This is a genomic window from Microbacterium sp. zg.Y1084, assembly GCF_024623595.1.
GTDB classification, from domain to species: Bacteria; Actinomycetota; Actinomycetes; order Actinomycetales; family Microbacteriaceae; genus Microbacterium; species Microbacterium wangruii.
Genome location: NZ_JANJGV010000002.1, coordinates 438,342 through 460,792, shown reverse-complemented (window position 1 = coordinate 460,792; position 22,451 = coordinate 438,342). Strand labels below are relative to the sequence as shown.

The window sequence follows — 22,451 nt, the reverse complement described above, 5'->3', positions numbered from 1 at the left end:
GGTGAGTGCAGGACGGCGACGCGTCGAGGGGCCCAGCGACCTTCATCTGCACTCCGTGCACTCCGACGGCACCGAGCCGCCGGCCCAGGTGATGCAGGCCGTGCATCGGCGAGGGCTGCGGACCGTGTCGCTCACCGACCACGACACCACCGCCGGCTGGGCCGAGGCCGCGGAGGCCGCGACCTCGCTCGGGATCACGTTCCTGCCGGGGATGGAGCTCAGCAGCACCCACGAGTGGCGCAGCGTGCACGTGCTCGGCTACCTCTTCGATCCGGACGACCCGGCGCTGCGGGCCGAGACCGACCGCATCCGGACCGCTCGCATCGGTCGCGCGGAGCGGATCGTCGCCGGCATCGCTCGCGACTACGACCTGACGTGGGACGACGTGGTGGAGCAGACCGGGGAAGGTGCGACCGTGGGCCGCCCCCACATCGCCGACGCGCTGGTCGCGCGGGGTCTCGCCGCCGACCGCAGCGACGCGTTCGCGGGCATCCTCGCCCCCGGCGGCGACTATTACGTGCCGCACTACGCGCCCGACGTCGCCACCGCCGTCTCGCTCATCGCCGGTGCCGGGGGCGTGCCGGTCATCGCCCACCCCGCCGGGCGCGGGCGCATGATGCCGCTGTCGCTCTATGAAGAACTGGTGGGTCTCGGCCTCGGCGGGGTCGAGCTCGGCCACCGGGAGAACTCCCCGGAGGGCGCGGCGGTGCTCGCCGACTTCGCGCGGCGCCATGACCTCATCGTCACCGGCTCGAGCGACTACCACGGTCTGGGCAAGCCGAATCTGCCGGGCGAGCACACGACGTCCGATGAGATGGTCGCCCGCATCATCGATCGCGCCACGGGCAGCACCCCGGTGTACCCGTGACGCGCGCGGCGCATTCCCCGGGCCGCACCGCGGCCGCAGGGTCAGCAGAGAGGACGCCCCATGCCCACCGGCCCTGACGTCACCGTGATCGGCGAGGCACTCGTCGACATCGTCCATGCGCCCGACGGCATCCGCACGAGTCCCGGTGGCAGTCCCGCCAACGTCGCCCTGGCGCTCGCGCGGCGCGGGCTGGCCGCAGAGCTGGTCACCCAGCTCGCCGACGACGACCACGGCCGGGCCGTGCGCGCGTGGCTCAGCGGGTCCGGGGTGGCGGTGCGCGTTCCCGGCGTCCCCGCGCGCACGTCCACCGCTGTGGCACGCCTGGATGCCGAGGGTGCGGCGTCCTACGCGTTCGACATCGTCTGGGCGCCGCAGCCGTGGTCCACGTCGACGGCCCCTGTCGTGCACGCGGGTTCGATCGCCGCCGTGCTGCGCCCCGGCGCCGACGTCGTCGCGGCGGCGCTCGACGCGGCCCGGGAGCACGCGGTGGTCACTTACGACCCCAACATCCGGCCGTCGCTGATCACGGATCCCGACGACGTGCGCACGCGCGTCGCCCGCCTGGTCGCCCTGTCGGACGTCGTGAAGGTCAGCGGCGAGGACCTCGACTGGCTGCATCCGGGTGAGGATCACCGACAGGCGGCGGCGGACTGGGCGGCGGCCGGACCGGCACTGGTGGTCGTCACCGAAGGCGCTGACGGGCTGTACGCGGTGCACGGTTCGGGAGCGGTCGAGGTGCCGGCCGCACGAGTGCAGGTCGTGGACACCGTCGGCGCGGGTGACACGGTGATGGCCGCGCTCATCGCGGAGCTGCACGCCCCGACGGCGGCGGACGCCCGCGCCCGCATCGCCGGGTGGAGCAGCGGAGAGCTCGAGGCGCTGCTGCGACGCTGCGCCGCCGCCGCAGCGATCACCGTGTCGCGTCCTGGCGCCGACCCGCCCTGGGCGGCGGAGCTGCGCGCCGCACCCCCGATGGCCTGAGCGACGGCGCCCCGGGATCGTCAGCCCGCGAGGGCGCGGGCCTTCAGCGACTCGTACTCGGCCGGGGTGATGGTGCCCTCGTCGAGCAGGCGCTTGGCCTTGGCGATCTCCTCGCTGGGGCTGGGGCTGGTTCCCGCGACCGACTGGATGTAGGCCGCCTGAGCATCGCGCGCCGACTCGGCCGCCCGCGCGCTGCGGTCGGCCATGCCGCCGCCGCGCGCGATGAGGTACACCAGCGCCGTGATGATCGGGAAGAAGATGAGGAAGAAGATCCACACCGCCTTCCACCCGCCGCTCAGCTGGTGGTCGCGGAACAGATCGCTGATGATCGCGAACAGGGCGAAGAGGTAGGCGATGAAGATGAGCGCCGACAGGAACCACCAGATGAGATCCCAGAACGAGCCCCAGAAACCCTGATACTCCACCACGTCGATGAAACGCACGGGGATCACCGCCCTTCGTCGCCGACGACGCGCAGTGCGCCGTCGGCGCTCACTCTAGACCCGCCGCTGCGCGCGGGGAACGGGGCGGTTCGAGGCGGTCCGCTGGCTCAGGGCGCGGTGGGTGCGCCCGTGCCGGAACCCCGGCGCCGCCGGCGGCGGCGGGGCGCGGCCTTGCCGTCGTGGTGCTCCTTGCCAGCGCCGTCGTGCGTGCCGCCGCCCTCCGTGTCGCGCGTGGGCTCGGCGCCCGATGCGGTGCGCTCCTCGCCCTCGCCCTCGCCGCGGCGACGGCGACGCCGACGGGCGGGATCGGTGCTGCCCGTGCCGCCGGTGCGGGCGGTGGCATCCTGCGTCTTGACGGCCTGGGTGCGCGGCGCCGTGACGATGCGTCCCTTGGTGCCCGCGGGGATGTCCAGATCGGTGAACAGGTGCGGGCTGGACGAGTACGTCTCGACCGGCTCCGGCTGACCGAACTCCAGCGCCCGGTTGATGAGGGCCCACTTGTGCAGGTCGTCCCAGTCGACGAAGGTCACGGCGATGCCGGTCTTGCCCGCGCGGCCGGTGCGGCCGGCGCGGTGCAGGTAGGTCTTCTCATCGTCGGGGATGGTGTGGTTGATGACGTGGGTGACATCGTCGACGTCGATGCCGCGGGCGGCGACGTCGGTGGCGATGAGCACGTCCTTCTTGCCGGCCTTGAACGCGGCCATCGAGCGCTCGCGCGCCTCCTGGCTCATGTCGCCGTGCACCGAGGCGGTGTTGAAGCCGCGGTCGCTGAGCTCGTCGGACAGCTTCTGGGCGGCGCGCTTCGTGCGGGTGAAGATCACCGTCTTGCCACGGCCCTCGGACTGCAGGATGCGGGCGATGATCTCGTCCTTGTCCAGCGAGTGGGCCCGGTAGACGAGGTGCTTGATGTTCGCCTGCGTCAGACCCTCGTCCGGGTCGGTGGCGCGGATGTGGATGGGGTTCGACATGAACCGGCGCGCCATCGCCACGATCGGGCCGGGCATGGTCGCCGAGAACAGCTGCGTGTGACGCACCGGCGGGACCTTCGAGAAGATCTTCTCGATGTCGGGGAGGAAGCCGAGGTCGAGCATCTTGTCGGCCTCGTCCAGCACCACCTCGGTGGCGTGCGAGAGATCGAGCAGGCGCTGGTTGGCCAGGTCGATGAGGCGCCCGGGGGTGCCCACGACGATCTGCGCGCCGGCCTTCAGCTGGTCGATCTGGCCCTCGTAGGCCTTGCCGCCGTAGATCGCCACGACGCTCGTGGAGCGGCCGGAGGTGAGCATGTCCATGTCCTCGTAGACCTGGACGCACAGCTCGCGGGTGGGGACGACGATCAGGGCCTTCACGCCGGGGGCGGGGTCCGGTCCGAGGCGCTGCACCACCGGGATGCCGAAGCCGAAGGTCTTGCCCGTGCCGGTCTTGGCCTGGCCGATGATGTCCTGGCCGGGGAGGCCGAGGGGGATCGTCTGCTCCTGGATCGGGAACGCGTCCACGATGCCGCGGGCGGCGAGGGTGTCGACGATGTCCTGATCGACGCCGAGTTCGGCGAAAGTCGTCACGATATTGAGCCTGTCTGGCGGTGAGAGTCCGCCGGGATGAGTGGGTCCACGCCTTTCACTCAGCCGGAGGCGCGGGGCCCCGATCCATTGCCGGGGCACTTCCAGCCTACCGGAGATGCTCGAACGCCCCTGCGGGTGCGTATCGTGGGACCGTGGCCCGGTGGTTCTTCCAGCGCACGCGTCCTGCGGCGCGCACGCTCTCCCTGCGCTCGCGCGGCGATGCCGGCGGCGCCCGTCGTGTCGACTTCGAAGCGCTCGCGCCCGACGTCGACACGTTCCTCGGGCAGGCCGCCTATCTGCAGCTGGGGTACTTCGAGACGCTGAGCGCGCTCATCGCCCCGACCCCCGAGCTGGCGCAGAAGGAGTCGCTGTCGCTCGCGGCCGGCGCCGCGCTGCTCAAGCACCGGGGACTCGTGCGCCTCATCCGCGACCGCGGCGACGACGCGCTGGAGATCATGCTCCCGTTCCGGGAGCAGCTCGACGCGTTCCGGCGTGCGACGCACGGCGCCCGGCCGCTGGAGACGATGCTCTCGGTGCACATCACCGCCGGGATGCTCGACGACTTCTACCTCGCGCTGGCATCGAGCTACGGCGAGACCGGTCGCGAGGCCGCCGGCATCCTCGGCGCGGCGGACGACCGGCAGGCCATCCAGGACATGATCGTGGCCGCCATCGCCTCCGACGAGGAGTGGCGTTCGCTGCTGGCGCTGTGGGGGCGACGCCTCGTGGGCGACACGCTTCTGGTGGCACGCGCGGCACTGCGTCCGTCGGCCCTCGACGAGGCCGACGAGAAGAAGGTGGAGCCGGTCTTCACCGACCTGCTGGCCGCCCACTCGCGCCGCATGGGTGCGATGGGCCTCGACGCCTGAGGCGTCTCGCGGAGACGGATCCGACGCCGCGGACGCTCAGCCGATCCGCAGCCGCGCGCGCTCCGCCTCATCGTCGCGCAGACGGCGCCGGGTGAGCACGGGGAGCAGGGGGAAGAGCACGACCGCCGGCGCGGCGAACGAGGCCAGCCAGATCCACGGGGTGTCGATGCCCGCTCCGGCCCAGGTCATCGCCGTCCAGACCACGCCGGCGATCGCTGCGCCGAAGACAGGGGCGAGGCCCGCGCCACGGGTGTCGCGGCCGCCGACGGCGAAGTGCGCGCCGAAGCCGACGACCACCCCGGCGATGAGGGCGAGAAGGATCTGCACGGGTCAGCCGACGAAGCCGATGCGGCGCGACTCCTCGGTGCCGATCTCGATGTAGGCGAGGGTCGCGGTGGGCACGATGTAGGAGTTGCCCTTCACGTCGGCGAAGCTGACGTGGGTGGCGCCGGACTCCAGAGCCTGCGCGACCGAGCTCTTGACGGCGTCGGCCGACTCGTTGGTCTCGAAGCCGAGCTCACGGCCGGTGTTGACGATGCCGATGCGGATCTCCACGGGTGACTGCCTTTCCGGCCCCGGCCATCGCCGCGGGCGCATTCCGACTCTACGACACGGCGGCACCCGCGAGGCGGCGCCGACGCGGCCGCTCGCTGTCGGCGAACGGGGCCGTGCGTCGGGCGATGTCGCCGGGGCGGGTTAGCGTGGCATGCGATGCGACAGACTCAGCAGCCGGCACCCGAAGCCGGCACCGACGCCGCCTTCGTCCCGGACTCCGCTCAGCGCCGCGTGCTGGCCCTCGAGCCCGGTGCCTCGGCGGTGGTCGTCGGCGCGCCCGGAACCGGCAAGACGGCGACCCTCGTGGCGCGCGTGCACGCGCTCGTGCAGGCGGGGGTCGATCCCGACGCTATCGTCGTGCTCACGGCCAGTCGCACCGCGGCCACGCTGCTGCGCGATCGCCTCGCCCTGGCGATCGGGCGGGCGACCGCCGGCCCGCTCGCACGCTCGGTGGCGTCGCTGGCGTTCCAACTGGTGCGCGGAGCCGAAGTGCATGCGGGTGCCGAGCCTCCGCAGCTGCTCACCGGCGCCGACGAAGACCAGCTGGTGCAGGAGCTGCTCGCCGGTGACGCCGACGACGAAGCCACCGGCTCGTCGCGGTGGCCGGAATGGCTGCCCGCCCCCATCCGGTCGACGGCCGGGTTCCGGGCCGAGGTGCGCACCTTCCTCGCCGAGTGCACGACGCTCGGCGTCGCCCCGTCGCGCCTGCACGCGCTGGGGGAGCGGCTGCAGCTGCCGGCCTGGCGGTCGCTGGCCTCTTTCGCGATCGAGTACGAGCGTGTCCGCGCCGACATGCGGGGAGCGCATCGCGACGCTGCGGGACTCGTGCGCGAAGCCGTCGGCATCCTGCGCACGAGCGCTCCCGGTGCACCGGCGCTCGGCGCCTTCGCCGGGGTGCGGGTGGTGCTCGTCGACGACGCGCAGGAGCTCACCCTCGGCGGCGTGGAGCTGCTGGAGGCGTGCCGCGCCCTGGGGATCGCCGTGACGGCGTTCGGCGATCCCGACGTCGGTTCGGGCAGCTTCCGGGGGGCCTCGCCGCGCAACTTCGCGCGCCTGGCCGCAGCGGCGGACCCGATCGTGCTCACCGGCGCCCATCGCGGCTCTCCCGCGCAACGGGCGCTGCTGGCGGCGGTCACCGAGCGCATCGGCGCTGTCGGCATCGTCAGCCATCGCCTGCGCCCGGCAGACCCGGACGACACCGTCGTACCGGATGCCACGGTGCGTGCGTTCGCGCTGCGCTCTCCGTCCGAGGAGTTCGACGCCATCGCGCGCCTGCTGCGCGAGCGTCACCTGCGGGACGGGGTGGCGTGGGATCGGTGCGCCGTCATCGCCCACGACACCCGTCAGGTCGCCGCGCTGGAAGCGGAGTTGAGCGCGCGGGAGGTGCCCGCCCGTGCCAGCGGTCCCGGTCGGGCCCTGGGGGTGCTGCGCCCCGTGCGCGACCTGCTGCGACTGCTCGAGCTGTCCGCCCGTCCGTCTTCGGAGTGGGCCTACGACGACGTCGCCGACGTGCTGCTGGGCATCGCCGGCGGAATGGACCCCGTCGAGCTGCGGCGGCTGCGCACAGCCCTGCGCCAGGCGGAGCTGGTCGCCGGCGGGGAGCGCGGCGGGCAGGAGCTGGTGGTGTCCGGCATGGCGCGTCCGCTCGAACTCGACCTCGTCGACACCAGGGAGGCACGCCGCGCCGCGCGGGCGGCGCGCACCCTTGAGAGTCTCGCTTCGCAGCACGCGGCGGGAGCCACGGTGCACGAGATGCTGTGGACGGCGTGGGAGCGGTCGGGACTGCAGGCCCCGTGGGCCGAGGCCGCCGCCGGGCACGGACCGCTCGCCGAGCAGGCCAACCGCGACCTCGACGCCGTGGTGGCGCTGTTCCAAGCCGCCAAGCGCGCGGTCGAGCGTGAGGACGGTGCGCCGCCGCTGGCGTTCGTCCGCAGCATCCTCGACAGCGACGTGGCCGAGGACCGCCTCACCGCACCGCCCCCCGAGGCATCCGTGCGGGTGCTCACCCCCGCGGGTTCGCTCGGCCTGGAGTTCGACACCGTGGTGGTGGCGGGTGTGCAGGAGGGCGTCTGGCCCAACACCCGCCTGCGCGGGAGCCTGCTGGAGACGTGGCGGCTCGCGGGTGCGGTCGCGGGCGACGATGCCACCGATGTGCTCGATCGCCGGCGCCAGGCGATGCACGACGAGCTGAGGCTGTTCGCCCGTGCGGTCTCCCGTGCGACCTCGCGACTGATCGTGACGGCTGTGGACGACGACGACACCGGGCCGAGCGTGCTGTTCGAGCTGCTGCCCGATCCGGAGCCGGCTCCGCGTGAAGCGGAGCATCCGCTCACCCTGCGTGGGCTCGTGGCGCTGCACCGTCGAGCGCTCACCGATGTCGCCGCACCGGCTGCGGCACGCGCGGCCGCCCCGGGCCAGCTGGCCCTGCTCGCCGACGCGGGCGTCGCCGGAGCCGATCCGGCACAGTGGTACGGCGTTGCCGGGCCCACCTCCACCGCGCCGCTGCGGGACCTCGAGAAGGAAGACGTGCGCGTCTCGCCGTCGCGGCTGCAGGCGCTGGAGGAGTGCCAGGTCAACTGGGTCATCGGCGACCTGGGAGGCGACCCGGGGGGCTCGGTCGCCGGCCTCGGAACCCTGATCCACGCCGCGCTCGAGCACGGGGCGGGTCTGGACGAAGAGGGGCTGTGGGACATCGTGGCGCAGCGCTGGGGCGAACTCGAGTTCGACGCCGTGTGGCGCGCGCGCGCCGAGCAGACCCGCGCCCGCGACCTCGTCCGCCGGCTCCACCGCTACCTGCGCGACGCCGAGCGCGACGGGGTGCGTCTGGTCAGCGCGGAACCGCACTTCGAGGTGCCGATCGCGCTTCCCGATGCCGCAGAGCACGGCGCCCTGCTCAGCGGCTACATCGACCGCGTCGAGATCGGCCCCGACGGTCAGGTGGTCATCGTCGATCTCAAGACAGGCAAGACCGAGCCGCAGACCGACAAGGCCGTCGCCGACAACCCGCAGCTGGCGGCCTATCAGCTGGCGTTCGAGACCGGAGCCGTGCCCGCGCCGGAAGGCGCCCGCCCCGGCGGCGCCAAGCTTCTCGTGCTGCGCCCGTCCGCGGCATCCAAGGACTACGTGACACCCCGGCAGCTGCCGTTCGACGACGAATCCCGTGCCGCGTTCGTCTCCCGCGTCGTCGCCGCCGTCGAGGTCATGCGCGGCGACGCGTTCGTCGCCCCCTACGAGGAGCACTGCCGTGATGAGCATTCCTACGGCCTGTGCCGCATCCACACGATCGGAGCGGTGAGCTCGTGAGCACCGTCATCCCCGCCCACGTCATCGCCGCAGCGCTCGGGCAGTTCCCGCCGACGCCCGAGCAGGCCGCCGTCATCGAATCATCGCTGCAGCCCGGCCTCGTCGTCGCCGGGGCCGGCAGCGGCAAGACCGAGACGATGGCCGGACGCGTCGTGTGGCTCGTGGCCAACGGGCTCGTCCGGCGCGACCAGGTGCTCGGCCTCACCTTCACGCGCAAAGCGGCGGGCGAACTCGCCGAGCGCATCCAGCGCCGGCTGCAGCGCCTCGCCGAGTTCGAGCGGCGTGGTCTCGTGCCCCACCTGCCGCGGCTGCACGCGGAGGGCCGGCTCGACGTCTTCGCCGCCGCGACGACGGACGCCGAGCGCCGGGCCGCCCTGGCGGCACTGACGGCGCACACCGGCGCCGTCGCCCCCGGCGGTGACGACGAATCGCTCCTCCTGCGGCCCACCGTCGCGACCTACAACAGCTTCGCCGACGCCATCGTGCGCGAGCACGCCGTGCGCATCGGGCGCGACGGCGAGGCGGCCGTGCTCAGCGACTCCGCCGCCTGGCTGCTGATGCGGCGGGTCGTGCTCTCCTCCGACGATCCGCGGCTCGAGGAGCGCGGCGAATCGGTGCGCACCCTCATCGATGCGGCGCTGCGCATCGCCCGCGACAGCGTCGACAACCTCGTTCCGCTGCCCGACCTCGCCGCGTTCCCCGACCGCTTCGCCGACGTGCTGGAGCGGCCATCGGAGAATCGTCGCACCGTCGTGTACGCCGATGTGGCGCGGGCGGCCGACAAAGTGGACGCGCTGTCGCTGCTGGCGGACCTCGCCGCCGAGTACGGGCGGCAGAAGGCGCGGCTGGGCGTCATCGACTTCTCCGACCAGGTCGCCGGCGCACTCGAAGTGGTCGGCAGCCACCCGGCCGTCGCCGACGAGCTGCGCGACCGTTACCGGGTGGTGCTGCTGGACGAGTACCAGGACACCTCGGTCGTGCAGACCGACCTGCTGGCGACGCTCTTCCGCGGCACCGGGGTGATGGCGGTGGGCGACCCCCACCAGTCGATCTACGGCTGGCGCGGCGCCAGCGCCGGCAACCTGGGGGACTTCGCGCGGGCGTTCGCCGACGGCGGCGCCAGCGGACGGTTCGCGCTGCGCACGAGCTGGCGCAACAGCCGGCAGGTGCTCACGGCCGCGAACGCCGTGCTCGAACCGCTGTCGGCGGGCGCCCCCGTGCCGGTGGACGAGCTGCTCGCCCGCCCCGGAGCCCCGGACGGCGACGTGCGCATCGCGTTCGAGGACGACCTGGATGCCGAGACCGATCGCGTGGCGGCGTGGTTCGAGGACGTCCGTCGTCAGCGCGCCCGGGCGGGCAGGCCGACGACCGGGGCGATCCTCTTCCGCAGCAAGAAGCACATGGTGCGCTTCGCCGACGCCCTCGGTCGCCGCGGCATCCCTCACCGCATCCTGGGACTCGGCGGCCTGCTGTCGACGCCGGAGGTCGTGGACGTCGTCTCCGCGCTGCGGGTCATCGCTGATCCGACGGCCGGTTCCTCGCTCATCCGGCTGCTGTCGGGTCCCCGGTGGGCGATCGGCCTGGCGGACCTCCGCGCCCTGGCGCAACTGGCGCGCCGCATCGTGCGGCACGACCACGCGCTGCAGCCGCTGGACCCCGATGTCGCCGAGCGGCTGCGCGGTTCGGCGGGCGAGGACCAGGGTTCGCTCATCGACGCCCTCGACTTCGTGCTGCGCCACCCCGCCGACCACGGCTGGCTGGCGGGATTCACCCCCGCCGCCCGCGAGCGGCTGCGGGAGGCGGGCGCGGTCTTCGCCGGCCTGCGCCGGGCGGCGCGACTGCCCATCCCCGAACTCGTGCGGCTGATCGAGCTGGAGCTGCGGCTGGACGTGGAGCTCGCGGCGAACGAGGCCCGGGGCCCTGCCCGCATCGCGAACGAGCAGCTGCGCGCGTTCGTGGACGAGCTGCACGGCTTCCTCGCCGCCGACGAGACCGGGTCGCTCTCGAGCCTGCTGGCATGGCTCGACCACGCCGAGAAGCTCGACGAGTTCGCTCCGCGCACCGAGCCGCCCGAGGACGACGTGGTGCAGCTGCTCACCATCCACGGCTCGAAGGGGCTCGAGTGGGATGCCGTCGCCGTGGTGCGCCTGGTCACCGACGAGCTGCCCACCGCGGCGAAGGACACCAAGGGGTGGCTCGGCTTCGGCGTGCTGCCCTACGAGTTCCGCGGCGACGCGCCGTGGCTGCCGCGCCTGCAGTGGTCGAGGCAGGACGCGCCCACCCAGCAGGCGCTCAAGGCATCACTCGAGCAGTTCGTCGCCGATCAACGCGCCCGCCAGCTCGAGGAGGACAGGCGCTTGGCCTACGTCGCCGTGACGCGCGCCCGCGATCACCTGCTGCTGTCCGGGTCGAGCTGGTCGGGGACGCGCAGCGCCCGGGAACCCAGCGTGTTCCTGCGGGAGATGGCCGAGGCCCTGCACCTCGAGCCGCCGGCGCCGGAGGCCGGCGAGAACCCCTACCTCGGCGAGCGGCGGCTGCTGAGCTGGCCGATCGACCCGCTGGGTGCTCGGCGCCCCGCCGTGCAGGCCGCTGCGACGGCGGTCGCGCGGGCGAGGAAAGCCGAGCCGGTCGAGCCGCAGCCCGAGCTGGAACTGCTGCTGGCCGAGCGGGCGGCACGCGCCGCCGACCGGGTGCGCTCCGCGCCGACGCGCATTCCGGCGTCGCGCTACAAGGACTTCATCGCCGATTTCGCCGGCACCGTCGCCGCCATCGCGCGGCCGCTGCCCGAGCGTCCCTACCGCCAGACCCGGCTGGGCACCCTCTTCCACGCGTGGGTCGAGCACCGGTCCGGGCTGGTGGGTGCGGGCTCCTCCGCCGACGACGCCCTGTGGGAGCTCGACGACGAGGCGGCCGACGGGGGCGTGGGGCTGTCGGCTGACGACGCCGAGGCGATGGCCGCGCTGAAGGACGCCTTCGCGGCCACGGAGTGGGCGCCCCTGCGGCCCATCGCCGTGGAAACCGAGATCGACTTCACCATGCCCGGCCCCGATGGGCGCGAGCACGTCATCATCTGCAAGCTCGACGCCGTCTACCGGCGCGCCGATCGCATCGAGATCGTCGACTGGAAGACCGGGCGTCCGCCGCGCAACGACGACGAGCGCCGTGAACGCATGGTGCAGCTGGAGCTGTACCGGCAGGCGTATCACGCCAAGCACGGGGTGCCGCTGGAAGACATCGACGTGGCGCTGGTGTACGTCGCCGACGGCGTGGTGCTGCGCGGCTGACCCGGGGCACGGCCGGGACCGCGGGAGCGCCGGAGCGCGGGAGCTACTCGGCGGCGCGCCAGCGGCGCAGCGCGTTGCGCGCGGACTCGTCCCGCTCCTGCTCGTGCGCCGAGCCGGGATCCTCGGAAGGCAGCGCATCGTCCATGCCGTGGTCCGTGCCCGCCGAGCGCGGCGCCGGGGAACCGGCGTCATCGTCGGAGAACAGTGAGAGTTCGAGGGGCTGGGTGACCTGCGCGGCCGGGTCGCCGTCGTCGGCGGCGGTGTCCTGCGCGAACATCGACAGCGTCGAGGGGTCGTAGGCATCGGTCTGCATCGAGGTGTCGACGATCTCGCCGGTCGCGTCGGACATGCGGCCGACGCTCGCGAGGGCGTCGTCGACGTCGACGGCGTCGGTGGACACCAGGGGCGTCTCGCCGACCCCCTCGGCCAGCGACTCCAGCAGCGCGACGGCGTCGGCCACCACGCTCTCGCTGCCCGCGGCGTGGCCGTGAACGAGCCACTTGGCGAACTCCAGCTCGGCGTGGAGCCGGGCGCGGTCGCGCAGGCGGGCATCCGGTGCCCGGTGCGCGCGCGTCAGGTAGCCGCCGTAGACGTCCTCCGCTGCGGTGGGAGCGCTCGCGAGCCACTTCAGGTCGGCGGCGGGGTCTCCGACGCTGAGGCCGTGCCAGTCGAGCAGGCCGGTCACGGTGGGGATGTCGTCGACGTCTTCGAGGAGGAACGCCGTGGGCTCGACGCCGCCGAGGGTGACGGCGGCCTCGAAGCGCCAGAGCGCGTCTGCCGCCAGCGCCGTGCTCCACCGGCGCAGCAGGGCGAAGGGCAGCAGCCCGGTCGCCTCGGCGCGGTCCAGCATCCGCTCGGCTTCGTCGCGCACCTGAGCCGGCGTGCGCGAGGGCAGTCCGGCGTCGCGGACGACCGACGTCGGCAGCGCGTGCACATCGGCGATCGCCGCTCCGAGCGACTCGGCCACACCGCGCCCGGGCGGCACGTGGGCGGCCTCGACCCGGTAGCCCGGCAGCAGGTCGCACACCACGACACGGGATGCGCCCAGGCCAGCCTCGCCCAGCACCTCGGGGGCTCGGAAGGGCAGCACGCCGCGGACGCCGGCGGACAGGGCCCGCAGCACACGCACCTGCGCGGCCAGTTCGTCGGCGGCGTCGGCGGAGGTGGGGACGCGCACGACGACGCGGCGACCGTCATCGAGGTCGGCGACCGCCGCGTCGAAGCGGCCGGCGGCGCCTTCGGTCAACTCACCCACTCCGACGACGACCGCCCGGGGGAGGGCCGACGTGACCGACGCGGCTAGAGTGAAGGGTGAGCGTGCCATGCCCACCAGGGTAGGTTGCGCGCGCTCCGATCACCCCCGCGCCACGCCCGCAAGGAAGGTCCTGGATGACGGTGCCCGACAGCCCGCAGCCCCTGTGGCCGCTTGCCTCCGGGCTCGACCGCGCCGCGGAGGAACGCGCCGACGAGGGACTCATCGACCGTCTGCGCGCCGATGCCGGCACCCGTGTCCTGGTGCTGCACGGCGACCGCGTGCCGCTGGCATCCGACGCCGCCATCGCCTGGGTGACGCCCGCTCAGCCGGAGGGCCCGGCGGTGCACTGGGCGTTCCTCGGACGCGACGCCGATGGTGCGGCGCTGCTGCTGGCCGCCGTCGCCGCAGACGCCCCCGTGCCCCACCGGTGGGAGCGCTGGGGTGCGCTGCGGACCGTCGGGGGCGATCTCGCCGGGGTCGACGCGCCCGCGTTCGCGACGGGGCTGAGCCTGGGGCGGTGGCTCGTCGACGCGCCGTTCTGTCCCGCGTGCGGGTCGGCCACTCGCGTGCACTCCTCGGGCTGGGCGCGCACGTGCACCGGCTGCGGGCGTCAGCACTTCCCGCGCACCGATCCCGCCGTCATCGTCGCCGTCAGCAGCCCCGACCGGAAGCGCCTGCTGCTGGGGTCGAACGCGCTGTGGGCGCAGCAGAACCGGTACTCCACGTTCGCGGGGTTCGTCGAGGCGGGCGAGTCGCTGGAGTCGGCGGTGGCCCGCGAGGTGCACGAGGAGGCGGGCGTGCGGCTGTCGCAGGTGCGGTACGGGGGGTCCCAGGCCTGGCCGTATCCGCGCTCCCTCATGCTGGGCTTCCACGCCGTCGCCGACGACGAGCATGCCGCGCGGGCCGACGGCGAGGAGATCGTCGCGGTGCGCTGGTTCGACCGCGCCGAGATCGGTGCGGCCCTGGGCGGTGGGGGAGAGGTCCTTCTCCCCGGCCCTGCGTCCATCGCCCGTCGCCTGATCACCCAGTGGCACGCGGAGGCACGGTGAGCATCGATCCCCTCGCCGGGCTCGACGAGACGCAGTTGACCGCGGCGACCGCGCTGCGCGGGCCGGTGTGCGTTCTTGCCGGTGCGGGCACCGGCAAGACCCGCGTCATCACGCACCGCATCGCCCACGGTGTCGACACCGGGGCGTACTCGCCCGGTCGGGTCATGGCCGTGACGTTCACGACCAAGGCAGCGGGCGAACTGCGCGGACGGCTGCGGGCGCTCGGGGTGCCCGGCGTCTCCGCCCGCACGTTCCACGCCGCCGCCCTGGCACAGCTGAACTTCTTCTGGCCGCAGCTGGCCGGCGGCAGCGCCCCGTCGATCGTCAACGGCAAAGTGCGCATGCTCGCGCATGCCTCCGACGCGCTGGGCTTCGATCCCGGACCGGCCGCCCTCCGTGACGTCGCCGCCGAGATCGAGTGGCGGAAGGTCACGATGCGCAGCATCGAGGAGTACGCCCTCGCCCGCCCGCGGGGAGTGGCCGGACTCGACGTGTCCCAGGTGGTCGATCTGCAGCGCTCCTACGAGAAGCTGAAGGACGAGCGCCACCAGCTGGACTTCGAGGACGTGCTGCTGGCCTGCGCGGGCATGATCGAGACCGAGCCGCACGTGGCGGCCGCCGTGCGCGAACAGTACCGCCACTTCACGGTGGACGAGTTCCAGGACGTCTCTCCGGTGCAGTATCGCCTGCTCGAACTGTGGCTCGGCGAGCGGCGCGACCTGTGCGTCGTCGGCGATGCCAGCCAGACCGTGTACTCCTTCGCCGGCGCCGATCCGCAGTACCTGCTGGGCTTCGCCGAGCGGCATCCCGACGCCCGGGTGGTGCGGCTCGAGCGCAACTACCGGTCGGATGCCGCGGTCCTCGCCGTGGCCAACGACCTCATGCGGGACCGTCCCGGCGCCCTCTCGCTCGTCGCCGCCTCGGGGGAGGAGCCGGGACCCACCCCGACGGTGACGAGCTATCCCGACGACGCGGCCGAAGCCGCGGGCGTCGCCCGTGCCGTGGCGGCCCAGATCGCCGCCGGCACCGATCCGGACGACATCGCCGTGCTGTACCGCGCGAACGCACAGTCCGCGTCGATCCTCGCCGCCCTGGCCGAGCGGCAGATCGCGGCGACGGTGCTCGGCGGCAAGCGGTTCTTCGATCTGCCCGAAGTGCGTCAGGCGATCCTCGAGCTGCGCGGCGCGACGGTCGCGCCGCTGGACACCGCCTTCCTGCCGACGGTGCGCGACATCCTGCGTCGGGCCGGGCTCACCGACGAGCCTCCGCCGGCCGGCGGTGCGGTGCGCGACTCGTGGGAGGCGCGGGCGGCGATCCTGCGGCTGGCCGAGGAGGCGCCGGCAGGAACCACGCTGCGCACCTTCACCGACGACCTCATCGCCCGCGCGAAGGATCAGCACGAGCCGTCGCTGCGCACGGTCACGCTGGCCACCCTGCACGCTGCGAAGGGCCTGGAGTGGAAGCACGTGCACCTGATCGGCATGGCCGAGGGGCTGCTGCCGATCTCCTACGCCACGACGCTCGAGACCATCGACGAGGAGCGGCGCCTCGCCTATGTCGGAATCACGCGCGCCGCGCAGACCCTCTCGCTGTCGTGGGCGCGGGGAACGGGACAACGGGAGCGAGCGGTGTCGCGCTTCGTGCGGGAGATCGGCACAGGCAGTCTGCGTGCGGCAGATGCGCGTGCCACGTCGGGCGGGCGTGGCGGGCGTGGATCGTCGCCGACCGGCTCGCGCGGCCCGGTCTCGCGCTGACGAGCCGGCGGGCGATGACCGCCGCGTCGTAGAGGATGCTCCGGGGTGTCGCCGGGACGGGCAGCGCCAGGGCCTGGGCGGCGACGGCGGGCCAGGCCGGATCGGTGTCACGCCGGTGCGCGTGGAGGCAAGACAGGCAGGCGGTGCGGCCGGGGTGGACGACGGGCCCGACGTGCACCCGGTCGGAGCCGAGCAGCAGCGGCAGGTGCGCGATGTCGTCCCGCATGAACCGCGTCACGCGCCGGGGGTCGAGGAGGTAGGCCCCGACGGCCACAACCGGCGGTCCCGCATCGACCGCACGTGCGGGCAGCTCCCACCACGGGGCGAGCTCGGCCGCGGCGCCCGTCTCGGCGAAGGCGTCGACGATGGCGTCGGCGAGGTCGCCCGGGAAGTCGTGGGGCAGCTCCACCCGCACCGCCGGCGGTGGCGGCTCGTCGCGCCCGCCCAGCACCGGTTCGAGCGCCCGGCGCAGCCGCAGCGCGGCGCTCCGGTCCGCACCGAAGGCACGCGCGCACGCGTCGTACGCCGCAGTCGGGATGCCGCCGGCGAGGACGGCGATCATCCGCTCCTCCCACGGGGCGAGGTCGTCGAGCACGACGACGGCGTCGACGCCGAACTGCAGGCTGGTCTCGCTGCGCCAGAGCGGGGGATGCCGGGGGTCCAGTCGGAGCATGAGCCGATTGTGCGTCGCTGACCGCGCCCGCCGGGGCGGCTGTCCACAGCGTCCCCACCCCGCCGGGTGCGCGCCCCGCTGGGGAGGAGGCGCTGGGTCAGACCGGGCGGGGCCCGGCGGCGTCACCGTCGGGGTCGTCCTCGGCCGCCCCGTCCGTGTCGCCCGCTCCGTCCTCGGTTCCGCCATCCGCCGGTGCCCCGGCGCCGCCGCCTGCGGCATCCGCCTGAGCATCGTTCAGCAGCGCTTCGAGTGCTTCGTCCATCGCGTCGCGTTCGGGTTCGTCGCCCCGGGCGTGCGCCTGCATGCGGGCGACGAGCGCTGCGGGGTCGTCGATGTCGGCGGCGCCGGGCATGAGGTCGGGGTAGTCCCACAGCGAGTCGCGGCCGGCGATGCCCACGGCGTCGGTCACGGAGCGCCACATCGCGGCGGCTTCGCGCAGGCGCCGCGGTCGCACTTCCAGCCCCACGAGCGATCCGAGCGCCTGCTCGGCAGGCCCGCCCACGGCGCGACGGCGACGCACGACCTCGGCGATGCGGTAGGCCTCGGGCAGACGCGCCGTGGCGTCGTCGGTGACGACGTCGACCCAGCCCTCGATGAGCGCCAGAAGGGTCTCCAAGCGACCGAGCGCGGCGGTCTGCGCCTCGGTGCGCTGGGGGAGGAGGGCGCCGCTTTCGAGAGCCTGACGCAGCTCCTCGGGCTGCGAGGGGTCGAAGCGCGCCGCGAGGTCCTCCAGCGCCGAGGTGTCCACACGGATGCCGCGGGCGAACTCGGTCACCTGGGTGATGACGTGCAGGCGCAGCCATTTGGCGTGGCGGAACAGGCGCGCGTGGGCGAGCTCACGGGTCGCGAGGTAGAGGGCCAGCTGGTCGTCGGCGATGCCGAGGTCGCGGCCGAAGTCGGCGAAATTCTGCGGCAGGATCGCCGCCTCGCCGGCGGGCATGACCGGAAGGCCCACATCGCCGCCGCTGACCACCTCGGTCGACAGTCGCCCCACGACGGCGCCCAGCTGAGCGGCGAAGAGCGACCCGCCGACGGTGCGCATCAGCTTGCCTGCGCCCTGCACGACCGCGCGCATCTCCTCGGGCACCTGCTCGTCCAGTGCGTCCGTGAGCGCATCGGCGATGCTCAGCGCCACCGGTTCGGCAAGCTCCTGCCACACCGGCAGGGTCGCCTCCACCCAGCCACCGCGCGTGAGGGTGCGGGCGGGGGCGGAGAGCTCGGAGATGGTGGTGGCCTCGCTCAGCCAGAGCGTCGCCAGGGTGAATGCCTCACCCAGGTCGGCGCGCTCGGTGTTGCTGATGCCCAGGCCGCCCTGGTTGGCGATGTGCAGCGCCTGACGTTTGGCCATGTCCCAGGGAATCCCGTCCGCGGGCGCCTGCGCGAACATGCCGCGCAGGTTCTGCATGACCGTCGCCATCATGGCGGGGTCGATGCCCATTCCCGACAGTCTCGCGAGCTGATCGGGATCCAGCGCCCCCGGCTGCCCGCCGAACAGCTGACGCATCAGTTCCTGGAACTCGTCCTCGGGGGAGCGGTCTTCGCCGTCGGCCATGTCGGGCGCCTTTCAGCAGGTGGGGGATGTCCCGTTCTACGCTAGTGGCACGCTCCCCTCGCACCACCCGGCAGGTTTTCGCCGGTCGCGAACGACCGGTCGCGAACGACCCGGCACAGGAAGGCCTGCCAGTGGCCCTTTTCGATGAGAACGTCACGATCGTCCCCGCCCCGCGGCGGCGGCCCTCCCGGGGGACCATCGCCGGCATCTGGGCCCTGGTGGTCGCACTCGTGGTGCTGCTCGTGCTCACCTTCCTGCCGACGGCGTATGTGATCCAGCAGCCCGGCCCCGTGTACGACACCCTCGGCACCGCGCGCACCGCCGACGGCACCGACGTGCCGCTGATCTCGGTGGAGGGCGCCGAGACCTACCCGACGGCCGGCACGCTGGATCTGCTGACGGTGCAGGTCGAGGGCAACCGCGAGCGTCCGCCGTCGTGGTTCGAACTCGCACTGGCCTGGTTCGATCGCACGCGCGCCGTCGTCCCCATCGATGAGGTGTTCCCGCGGGGCCAGACCAGCGAGGAGCGCAGCGAGGAGAGTTCGGCGATGATGGTCGACTCGCAGCAGGAGGCCACCGCCGCGGCGCTGGGCGAGCTGGGGTACGACGTCGGCGCCGAGCTGACGGTGCATTCCCTCACCGATGACTCCGCGGCACGGGATCTGCTGGAGGAGGGCGACGTGATCGTGGCGGTCGACGGCCGCGACGTCGCCGATGCCGCGGCCGTCCGGGCCGTCGTCGCCGAGGCCGCCGGTGCGCCGGTCACCCTCACCGTGCGCCGCGACGGCGAGACCCGCGACGTGTCGGTCACGCCGACCGAGCAGGAGGTGGACGGCGAGACGCTGTGGCTGCTGGGCGTGACGCTCATGCAGTCGTACGACTTCCCGATCGACGTCACCATCCAGCTCGACAACGTCGGCGGGCCGAGCGCGGGCATGATGTTCGCCCTCGGCATCATCGACCTGCTCACGCCGGGCGAACTCAACGGCGGCGCCGACGTGGCGGGAACGGGCACCATCGTCGGCACGGGCGAGGTGGGACCCATCGGCGGCATCCGTCAGAAGCTCTGGGGCGCGCAGGATGCCGGAGCGGAGATCTTCCTCGCGCCGACGGCGAACTGCGGCGAGGTCGTCGGCCATGTCCCCGACGGGCTGCAGGTGTTCGCGGTCGAGACGCTCGACGACGCGCTCGAGGTGCTCGAGACGGTGCGGGACGAGGGCGACCTGGCGGCCCTACCCACCTGTGAACCTGCCCGCTGATCGTTTCTCGGCGTCTGCTCGGCATCCCGGCGGAACGGAGCCGCCTAGGATTGAGGGGTGACCACGACCTCAGCGCCGAACCAGGCCACGCCCAGCACCTCCCGCAGAGCCATCACGATCACCCTCGCGATCATCGCGCTGCTGGTGATCGCGTTCTTCGCGTTCTCCAACCTGTACGCCGACTGGCTCTGGTACGAGCAGCTCGGCTTCGACAGCGTGCTGGTGACGCAGTGGACCGCGCGGGTGACCATGTTCGCCATCGGCTTCTTCGCCATGGCGGTGCCGGTGTGGATCGCCATCCAGCTCGCCTATCGCCTGCGACCGGTGTACGCGCGTCTCAGCTCGCAGCTGGACCGCTACCAGGAGGTCGTGGAGCCCCTGCGCCGCCTGGCGATGTGGGGCATCCCGGTCTTCTTCGGCTTCTTCGCCGGCTTCGCCGCGTCGTCGCAGTGGGAGACCACGTGGCTGTGGCTCAACGGCGTGGCCACCGATGTGGCCGACCCCGAGTTCGGCCTCGACACCGGCTTCTACCTGTTCGCGATGCCGTTCTACACCGCCGTGCTCGGCTTCGTCTCGGCCGTGCTGCTGATCTGCCTGCTGGTCACCGCCGTCGTGTCCTACCTCTACGGGTCGGTGCGCGTGGGTCAGCGCGAGCTGCGCATCTCGAAGTCCGCCCGCATCCAGCTGGCTGTGCTCGCCGGTCTCTACCTGCTCGTGCAGGCCGCGAGCCTGTGGCTCGACCGCTACCGCAGCCTCGTGCAGGACAGCGACCGCATCACCGGCGCCAGCTACATCGACGTCAACGCGATCATCCCCGGACAGGCGATCCTCGCCGTCATCGCCGCCCTGGTCGCGGTGCTCTTCTTCGTCACCGCGATCATCGGCCGCTGGCGCTACCCCCTCATCGCGACCGCGCTGCTGATCGTGTCGTCGCTCGTGGTGGGTGTGGCCTACCCGTGGTTCGTCTTCAACGTGCAGGTGCGACCCAACCAGCAGACGCTGGAGATGCCGTTCTTCGAGCGCAACCTGGAGGCGACCAAGTCCGCCTACGGCATCGACACGCTCGAGCGCACCGACTTCGAGGCGGTCACCGACGTCGAGCCCGGCCAGCTGCGCGAGGACGCCGAGACCACGGCATCCATCCGCATCATGGACCCGGCGATCATCAACCCCACGGTGCGTCAGATCGAGCAGTACCGGTCGTACTACCAGTTCACCGACCCGCTCGACGTCGACCGCTACGACATCGACGGCCAGTCGCAGGACACCGTCGTGTCGGTGCGCGAGCTCAACCTCGCCCAGCTCGGCAACGCGGCATCGTGGTACAACACGACCCTCGTGTACACCCACGGGTACGGTCTCGTGGCCGCCAAGGGCAACGAGCGCACCGCCGACGGCAACCCGGTGTTCATCGAGCGAGGCATCCCCGTCACCGGCGAGCTCTCCGCCATCGGCGACGGCTTCGAGCCGCGGGTGTACTTCGGCGAATACTCGCCGATGTACTCGATCGTCGGCGCCCCTGCCGACCGTTCCCCCATCGAGCTGGACTACCCCAGCGGCGAGGACGGCGCGAACGAGACGAAGACGACCTTCGAGGGCGACGGCGGCCCGAGCATCGGCAACATGTTCAACCGCCTCATCTACGCGCTGAAGTTCCAGGCGACCGACATCCTCTTCTCCGACGCCATCAACGACGACTCGCAGATCCTCTACGACCGCGACCCGCTGAGCCGGGTGCAGAAGGCCGCGCCCTACCTGGAGCTCGACAACGACCCGTACCCGAGCGTCGTCGACGGGCGCATCGTGTGGATCGTCGACGGCTACACGCTGAGCGCGAACTACCCGTACTCCAGCACGGTGAGCCTGAGCGACGCGATCTCGGATTCGACCAACCCCACTCCGACGGTGGCGCTGGACAACATCAACTACATCCGCAACTCGGTCAAGGCCACGGTGGACGCCTACGACGGCTCGGTCACGCTGTACGCCTGGGACACCGAGGACCCGCTGCTGCAGGCGTGGCAGAACGTCTATCCGTCGACGCTCGAGCCCATCTCGGAGATGTCGGGCGAGCTGATGAGCCACGTGCGCTACCCGACCGACCTGTTCAAGGTGCAGCGGGCCATGCTCGGCAACTACCACGTCGAGGACGCGCAGTCGCTGTACCAGCGCGACAACGCGTGGAAGACGCCGAACGACCCGCAGGAGGACACGCAGCTGCAGCCGCCGTACTACCTGACGATGCAGATGCCCGGCCAGGAGAACCCGGCGTACTCCATGTTCACCACCTTCATCCCGGGCGGTGAGGACACGCGCAACGTGCTCATGGGCTACCTCGCGGTCGATTCCGACGCCGGCGCCGAAGACGGCGTGAAAGCCGAGGACTACGGCAAGCTGCGCATGCTCATCGTCGATGCCGAGACGCCCGTGCCCGGTCCCGGACAGGTGCAGAACACCTTCAACGCCGACCCCGGCGTGTCGTCGTTCGTGAACATCCTGCAGCAGGGTCAGTCGCAGGTGCTCAACGGCAACCTGCTGACGCTCCCGGTCGGCGGCGGCCTGCTCTACGTGCAGCCGGTGTTCGTGCAGTCCTCCGGGGCCACGAAGCTGCCGACCCTGCAGAAGGTGCTGGTCGGCTTCGGCGACGAGGTCGCCTTCGAGGACACGCTGCAGGATGCGCTGGACGTGCTGTTCGGCGGCGACTCCGGGGCCGTGACCGGTGACGAGGGCGTGACGCCCACCGATCCGATCGATCCGGACGCGCCGGTGGATCCGAACGCGCCGGTCATCCCCGTCGACGAGTACGAGGGCGCCCTTGAGGCCGCCCGCCAGGCGATGGTCGACCGCCAGACGGCGCTGCAGGCCGGCGACCTGGCCGGGTTCGCCGAGGCGGACGAGCGGCTCACCGCCGCTGTCGAGACGCTGCTCGAGCTGAGCGAGCAGGGGACCAACGGCACCACCGGCGGGACGGGCGACGAGGGCTCGACCGACGGGGAGTGACCCCGCGCTCCGCTGAGGCGTGAACCGAACGAAGGCCCCCGGGACAC

General features: G+C 72.7%; 15 protein-coding genes. 9 read left to right on the top strand and 6 right to left on the bottom strand.

The features are described 5' to 3' along the window. The first annotated feature begins 1 nt into the window (after window position 1). Complete coding sequence (locus tag NQ165_RS03445; protein WP_257531298.1) at window positions 2-868, top strand: PHP domain-containing protein; 867 nt, start codon at window positions 2-4, stop codon at window positions 866-868. A 60-nt stretch (window positions 869-928) separates the two neighbouring features. Next, window positions 929-1,849, top strand: a complete 921-nt coding sequence (locus tag NQ165_RS03440) for a PfkB family carbohydrate kinase (protein ID WP_257531296.1) — start codon at window positions 929-931, stop codon at window positions 1,847-1,849. Window positions 1,850-1,869: 20 nt separating this feature from the next. Here the strand turns inward: NQ165_RS03440 and NQ165_RS03435 are convergent, their stop codons facing one another. Both NQ165_RS03435 and NQ165_RS03430 read right to left on the bottom strand, forming a co-directional pair. After that, complete coding sequence (locus tag NQ165_RS03435) at window positions 1,870-2,292, bottom strand: PLDc N-terminal domain-containing protein (RefSeq protein ID WP_257531751.1); 423 nt, start codon at window positions 2,290-2,292, stop codon at window positions 1,870-1,872. 107 nt (window positions 2,293-2,399) lie between these two features. Continuing rightward, a complete protein-coding gene (locus NQ165_RS03430) occupies window positions 2,400-3,851 on the bottom strand; it encodes a DEAD/DEAH box helicase (RefSeq protein ID WP_257531294.1) in 1,452 nt (483 codons plus the stop codon). A 152-nt stretch (window positions 3,852-4,003) separates the two neighbouring features. Here NQ165_RS03430 and NQ165_RS03425 point away from each other — a divergent pair, with 152 nt between their 5' ends. Then, window positions 4,004-4,720 (top strand): ferritin-like domain-containing protein, encoded by a 717-nt coding sequence (locus tag NQ165_RS03425; RefSeq protein WP_257531292.1) that lies wholly within the window; start codon window positions 4,004-4,006, stop codon window positions 4,718-4,720. A gap of 36 nt (window positions 4,721-4,756) precedes the next feature. On the opposite strand, the gene NQ165_RS03420 is transcribed toward NQ165_RS03425, so the two are convergent. Further along, window positions 4,757-5,047 carry a hypothetical protein gene (locus NQ165_RS03420; protein WP_257531290.1) on the bottom strand — a complete coding sequence of 97 codons (291 nt, stop codon included), beginning with the start codon at window positions 5,045-5,047 and terminating at the stop codon, window positions 4,757-4,759. A 3-nt stretch (window positions 5,048-5,050) separates the two neighbouring features. Continuing rightward, window positions 5,051-5,275 (bottom strand): DUF3107 domain-containing protein, encoded by a 225-nt coding sequence (locus tag NQ165_RS03415; protein WP_257531288.1) that lies wholly within the window; start codon window positions 5,273-5,275, stop codon window positions 5,051-5,053. 156 nt (window positions 5,276-5,431) lie between these two features. On the opposite strand from NQ165_RS03415, the gene NQ165_RS03410 reads away from it, so the two are divergent. Continuing rightward, a complete protein-coding gene (locus NQ165_RS03410; protein ID WP_257531286.1) occupies window positions 5,432-8,578 on the top strand; it encodes an ATP-dependent DNA helicase in 3,147 nt (1,048 codons plus the stop codon). Beyond that, complete coding sequence (locus NQ165_RS03405) at window positions 8,575-11,862, top strand: ATP-dependent DNA helicase (RefSeq protein ID WP_257531284.1); 3,288 nt, start codon at window positions 8,575-8,577, stop codon at window positions 11,860-11,862. Before NQ165_RS03410 ends, NQ165_RS03405 begins: the two co-directional genes overlap by 4 nt. A 43-nt stretch (window positions 11,863-11,905) precedes the next feature. Here NQ165_RS03405 and NQ165_RS03400 read toward each other — a convergent pair whose 3' ends face one another. Next, window positions 11,906-13,186 (bottom strand): phosphotransferase, encoded by a 1,281-nt coding sequence (locus tag NQ165_RS03400; RefSeq protein WP_257531282.1) that lies wholly within the window; start codon window positions 13,184-13,186, stop codon window positions 11,906-11,908. 65 nt (window positions 13,187-13,251) lie between these two features. On the opposite strand from NQ165_RS03400, the gene nudC reads away from it, so the two are divergent. Beyond that, window positions 13,252-14,166 carry an NAD(+) diphosphatase gene (gene nudC, locus NQ165_RS03395; protein WP_257531280.1) on the top strand — a complete coding sequence of 305 codons (915 nt, stop codon included), beginning with the start codon at window positions 13,252-13,254 and terminating at the stop codon, window positions 14,164-14,166. Beyond that, window positions 14,163-15,920 carry an ATP-dependent helicase gene (locus NQ165_RS03390; RefSeq protein ID WP_257531278.1) on the top strand — a complete coding sequence of 586 codons (1,758 nt, stop codon included), beginning with the start codon at window positions 14,163-14,165 and terminating at the stop codon, window positions 15,918-15,920. Before nudC ends, NQ165_RS03390 begins: the two co-directional genes overlap by 4 nt. Window positions 15,921-16,690: 770 nt before the next feature. Here the strand turns inward: NQ165_RS03390 and NQ165_RS03385 are convergent. After that, window positions 16,691-18,145 carry a zinc-dependent metalloprotease gene (locus tag NQ165_RS03385; protein ID WP_257531276.1) on the bottom strand — a complete coding sequence of 485 codons (1,455 nt, stop codon included), beginning with the start codon at window positions 18,143-18,145 and terminating at the stop codon, window positions 16,691-16,693. A 131-nt stretch (window positions 18,146-18,276) separates the two neighbouring features. Between NQ165_RS03385 and NQ165_RS03380 the strand changes: the two genes are divergently transcribed. Both NQ165_RS03380 and NQ165_RS03375 read left to right on the top strand, forming a co-directional pair. After that, window positions 18,277-19,404 carry a PDZ domain-containing protein gene (locus NQ165_RS03380; RefSeq protein ID WP_257531274.1) on the top strand — a complete coding sequence of 376 codons (1,128 nt, stop codon included), beginning with the start codon at window positions 18,277-18,279 and terminating at the stop codon, window positions 19,402-19,404. 57 nt (window positions 19,405-19,461) lie between these two features. Next, window positions 19,462-22,404, top strand: coding sequence for a UPF0182 family protein (locus tag NQ165_RS03375; RefSeq protein WP_257531272.1), 2,943 nt, complete (start codon window positions 19,462-19,464; stop codon window positions 22,402-22,404). The last annotated feature ends 47 nt before the right edge of the window (window positions 22,405-22,451 follow it).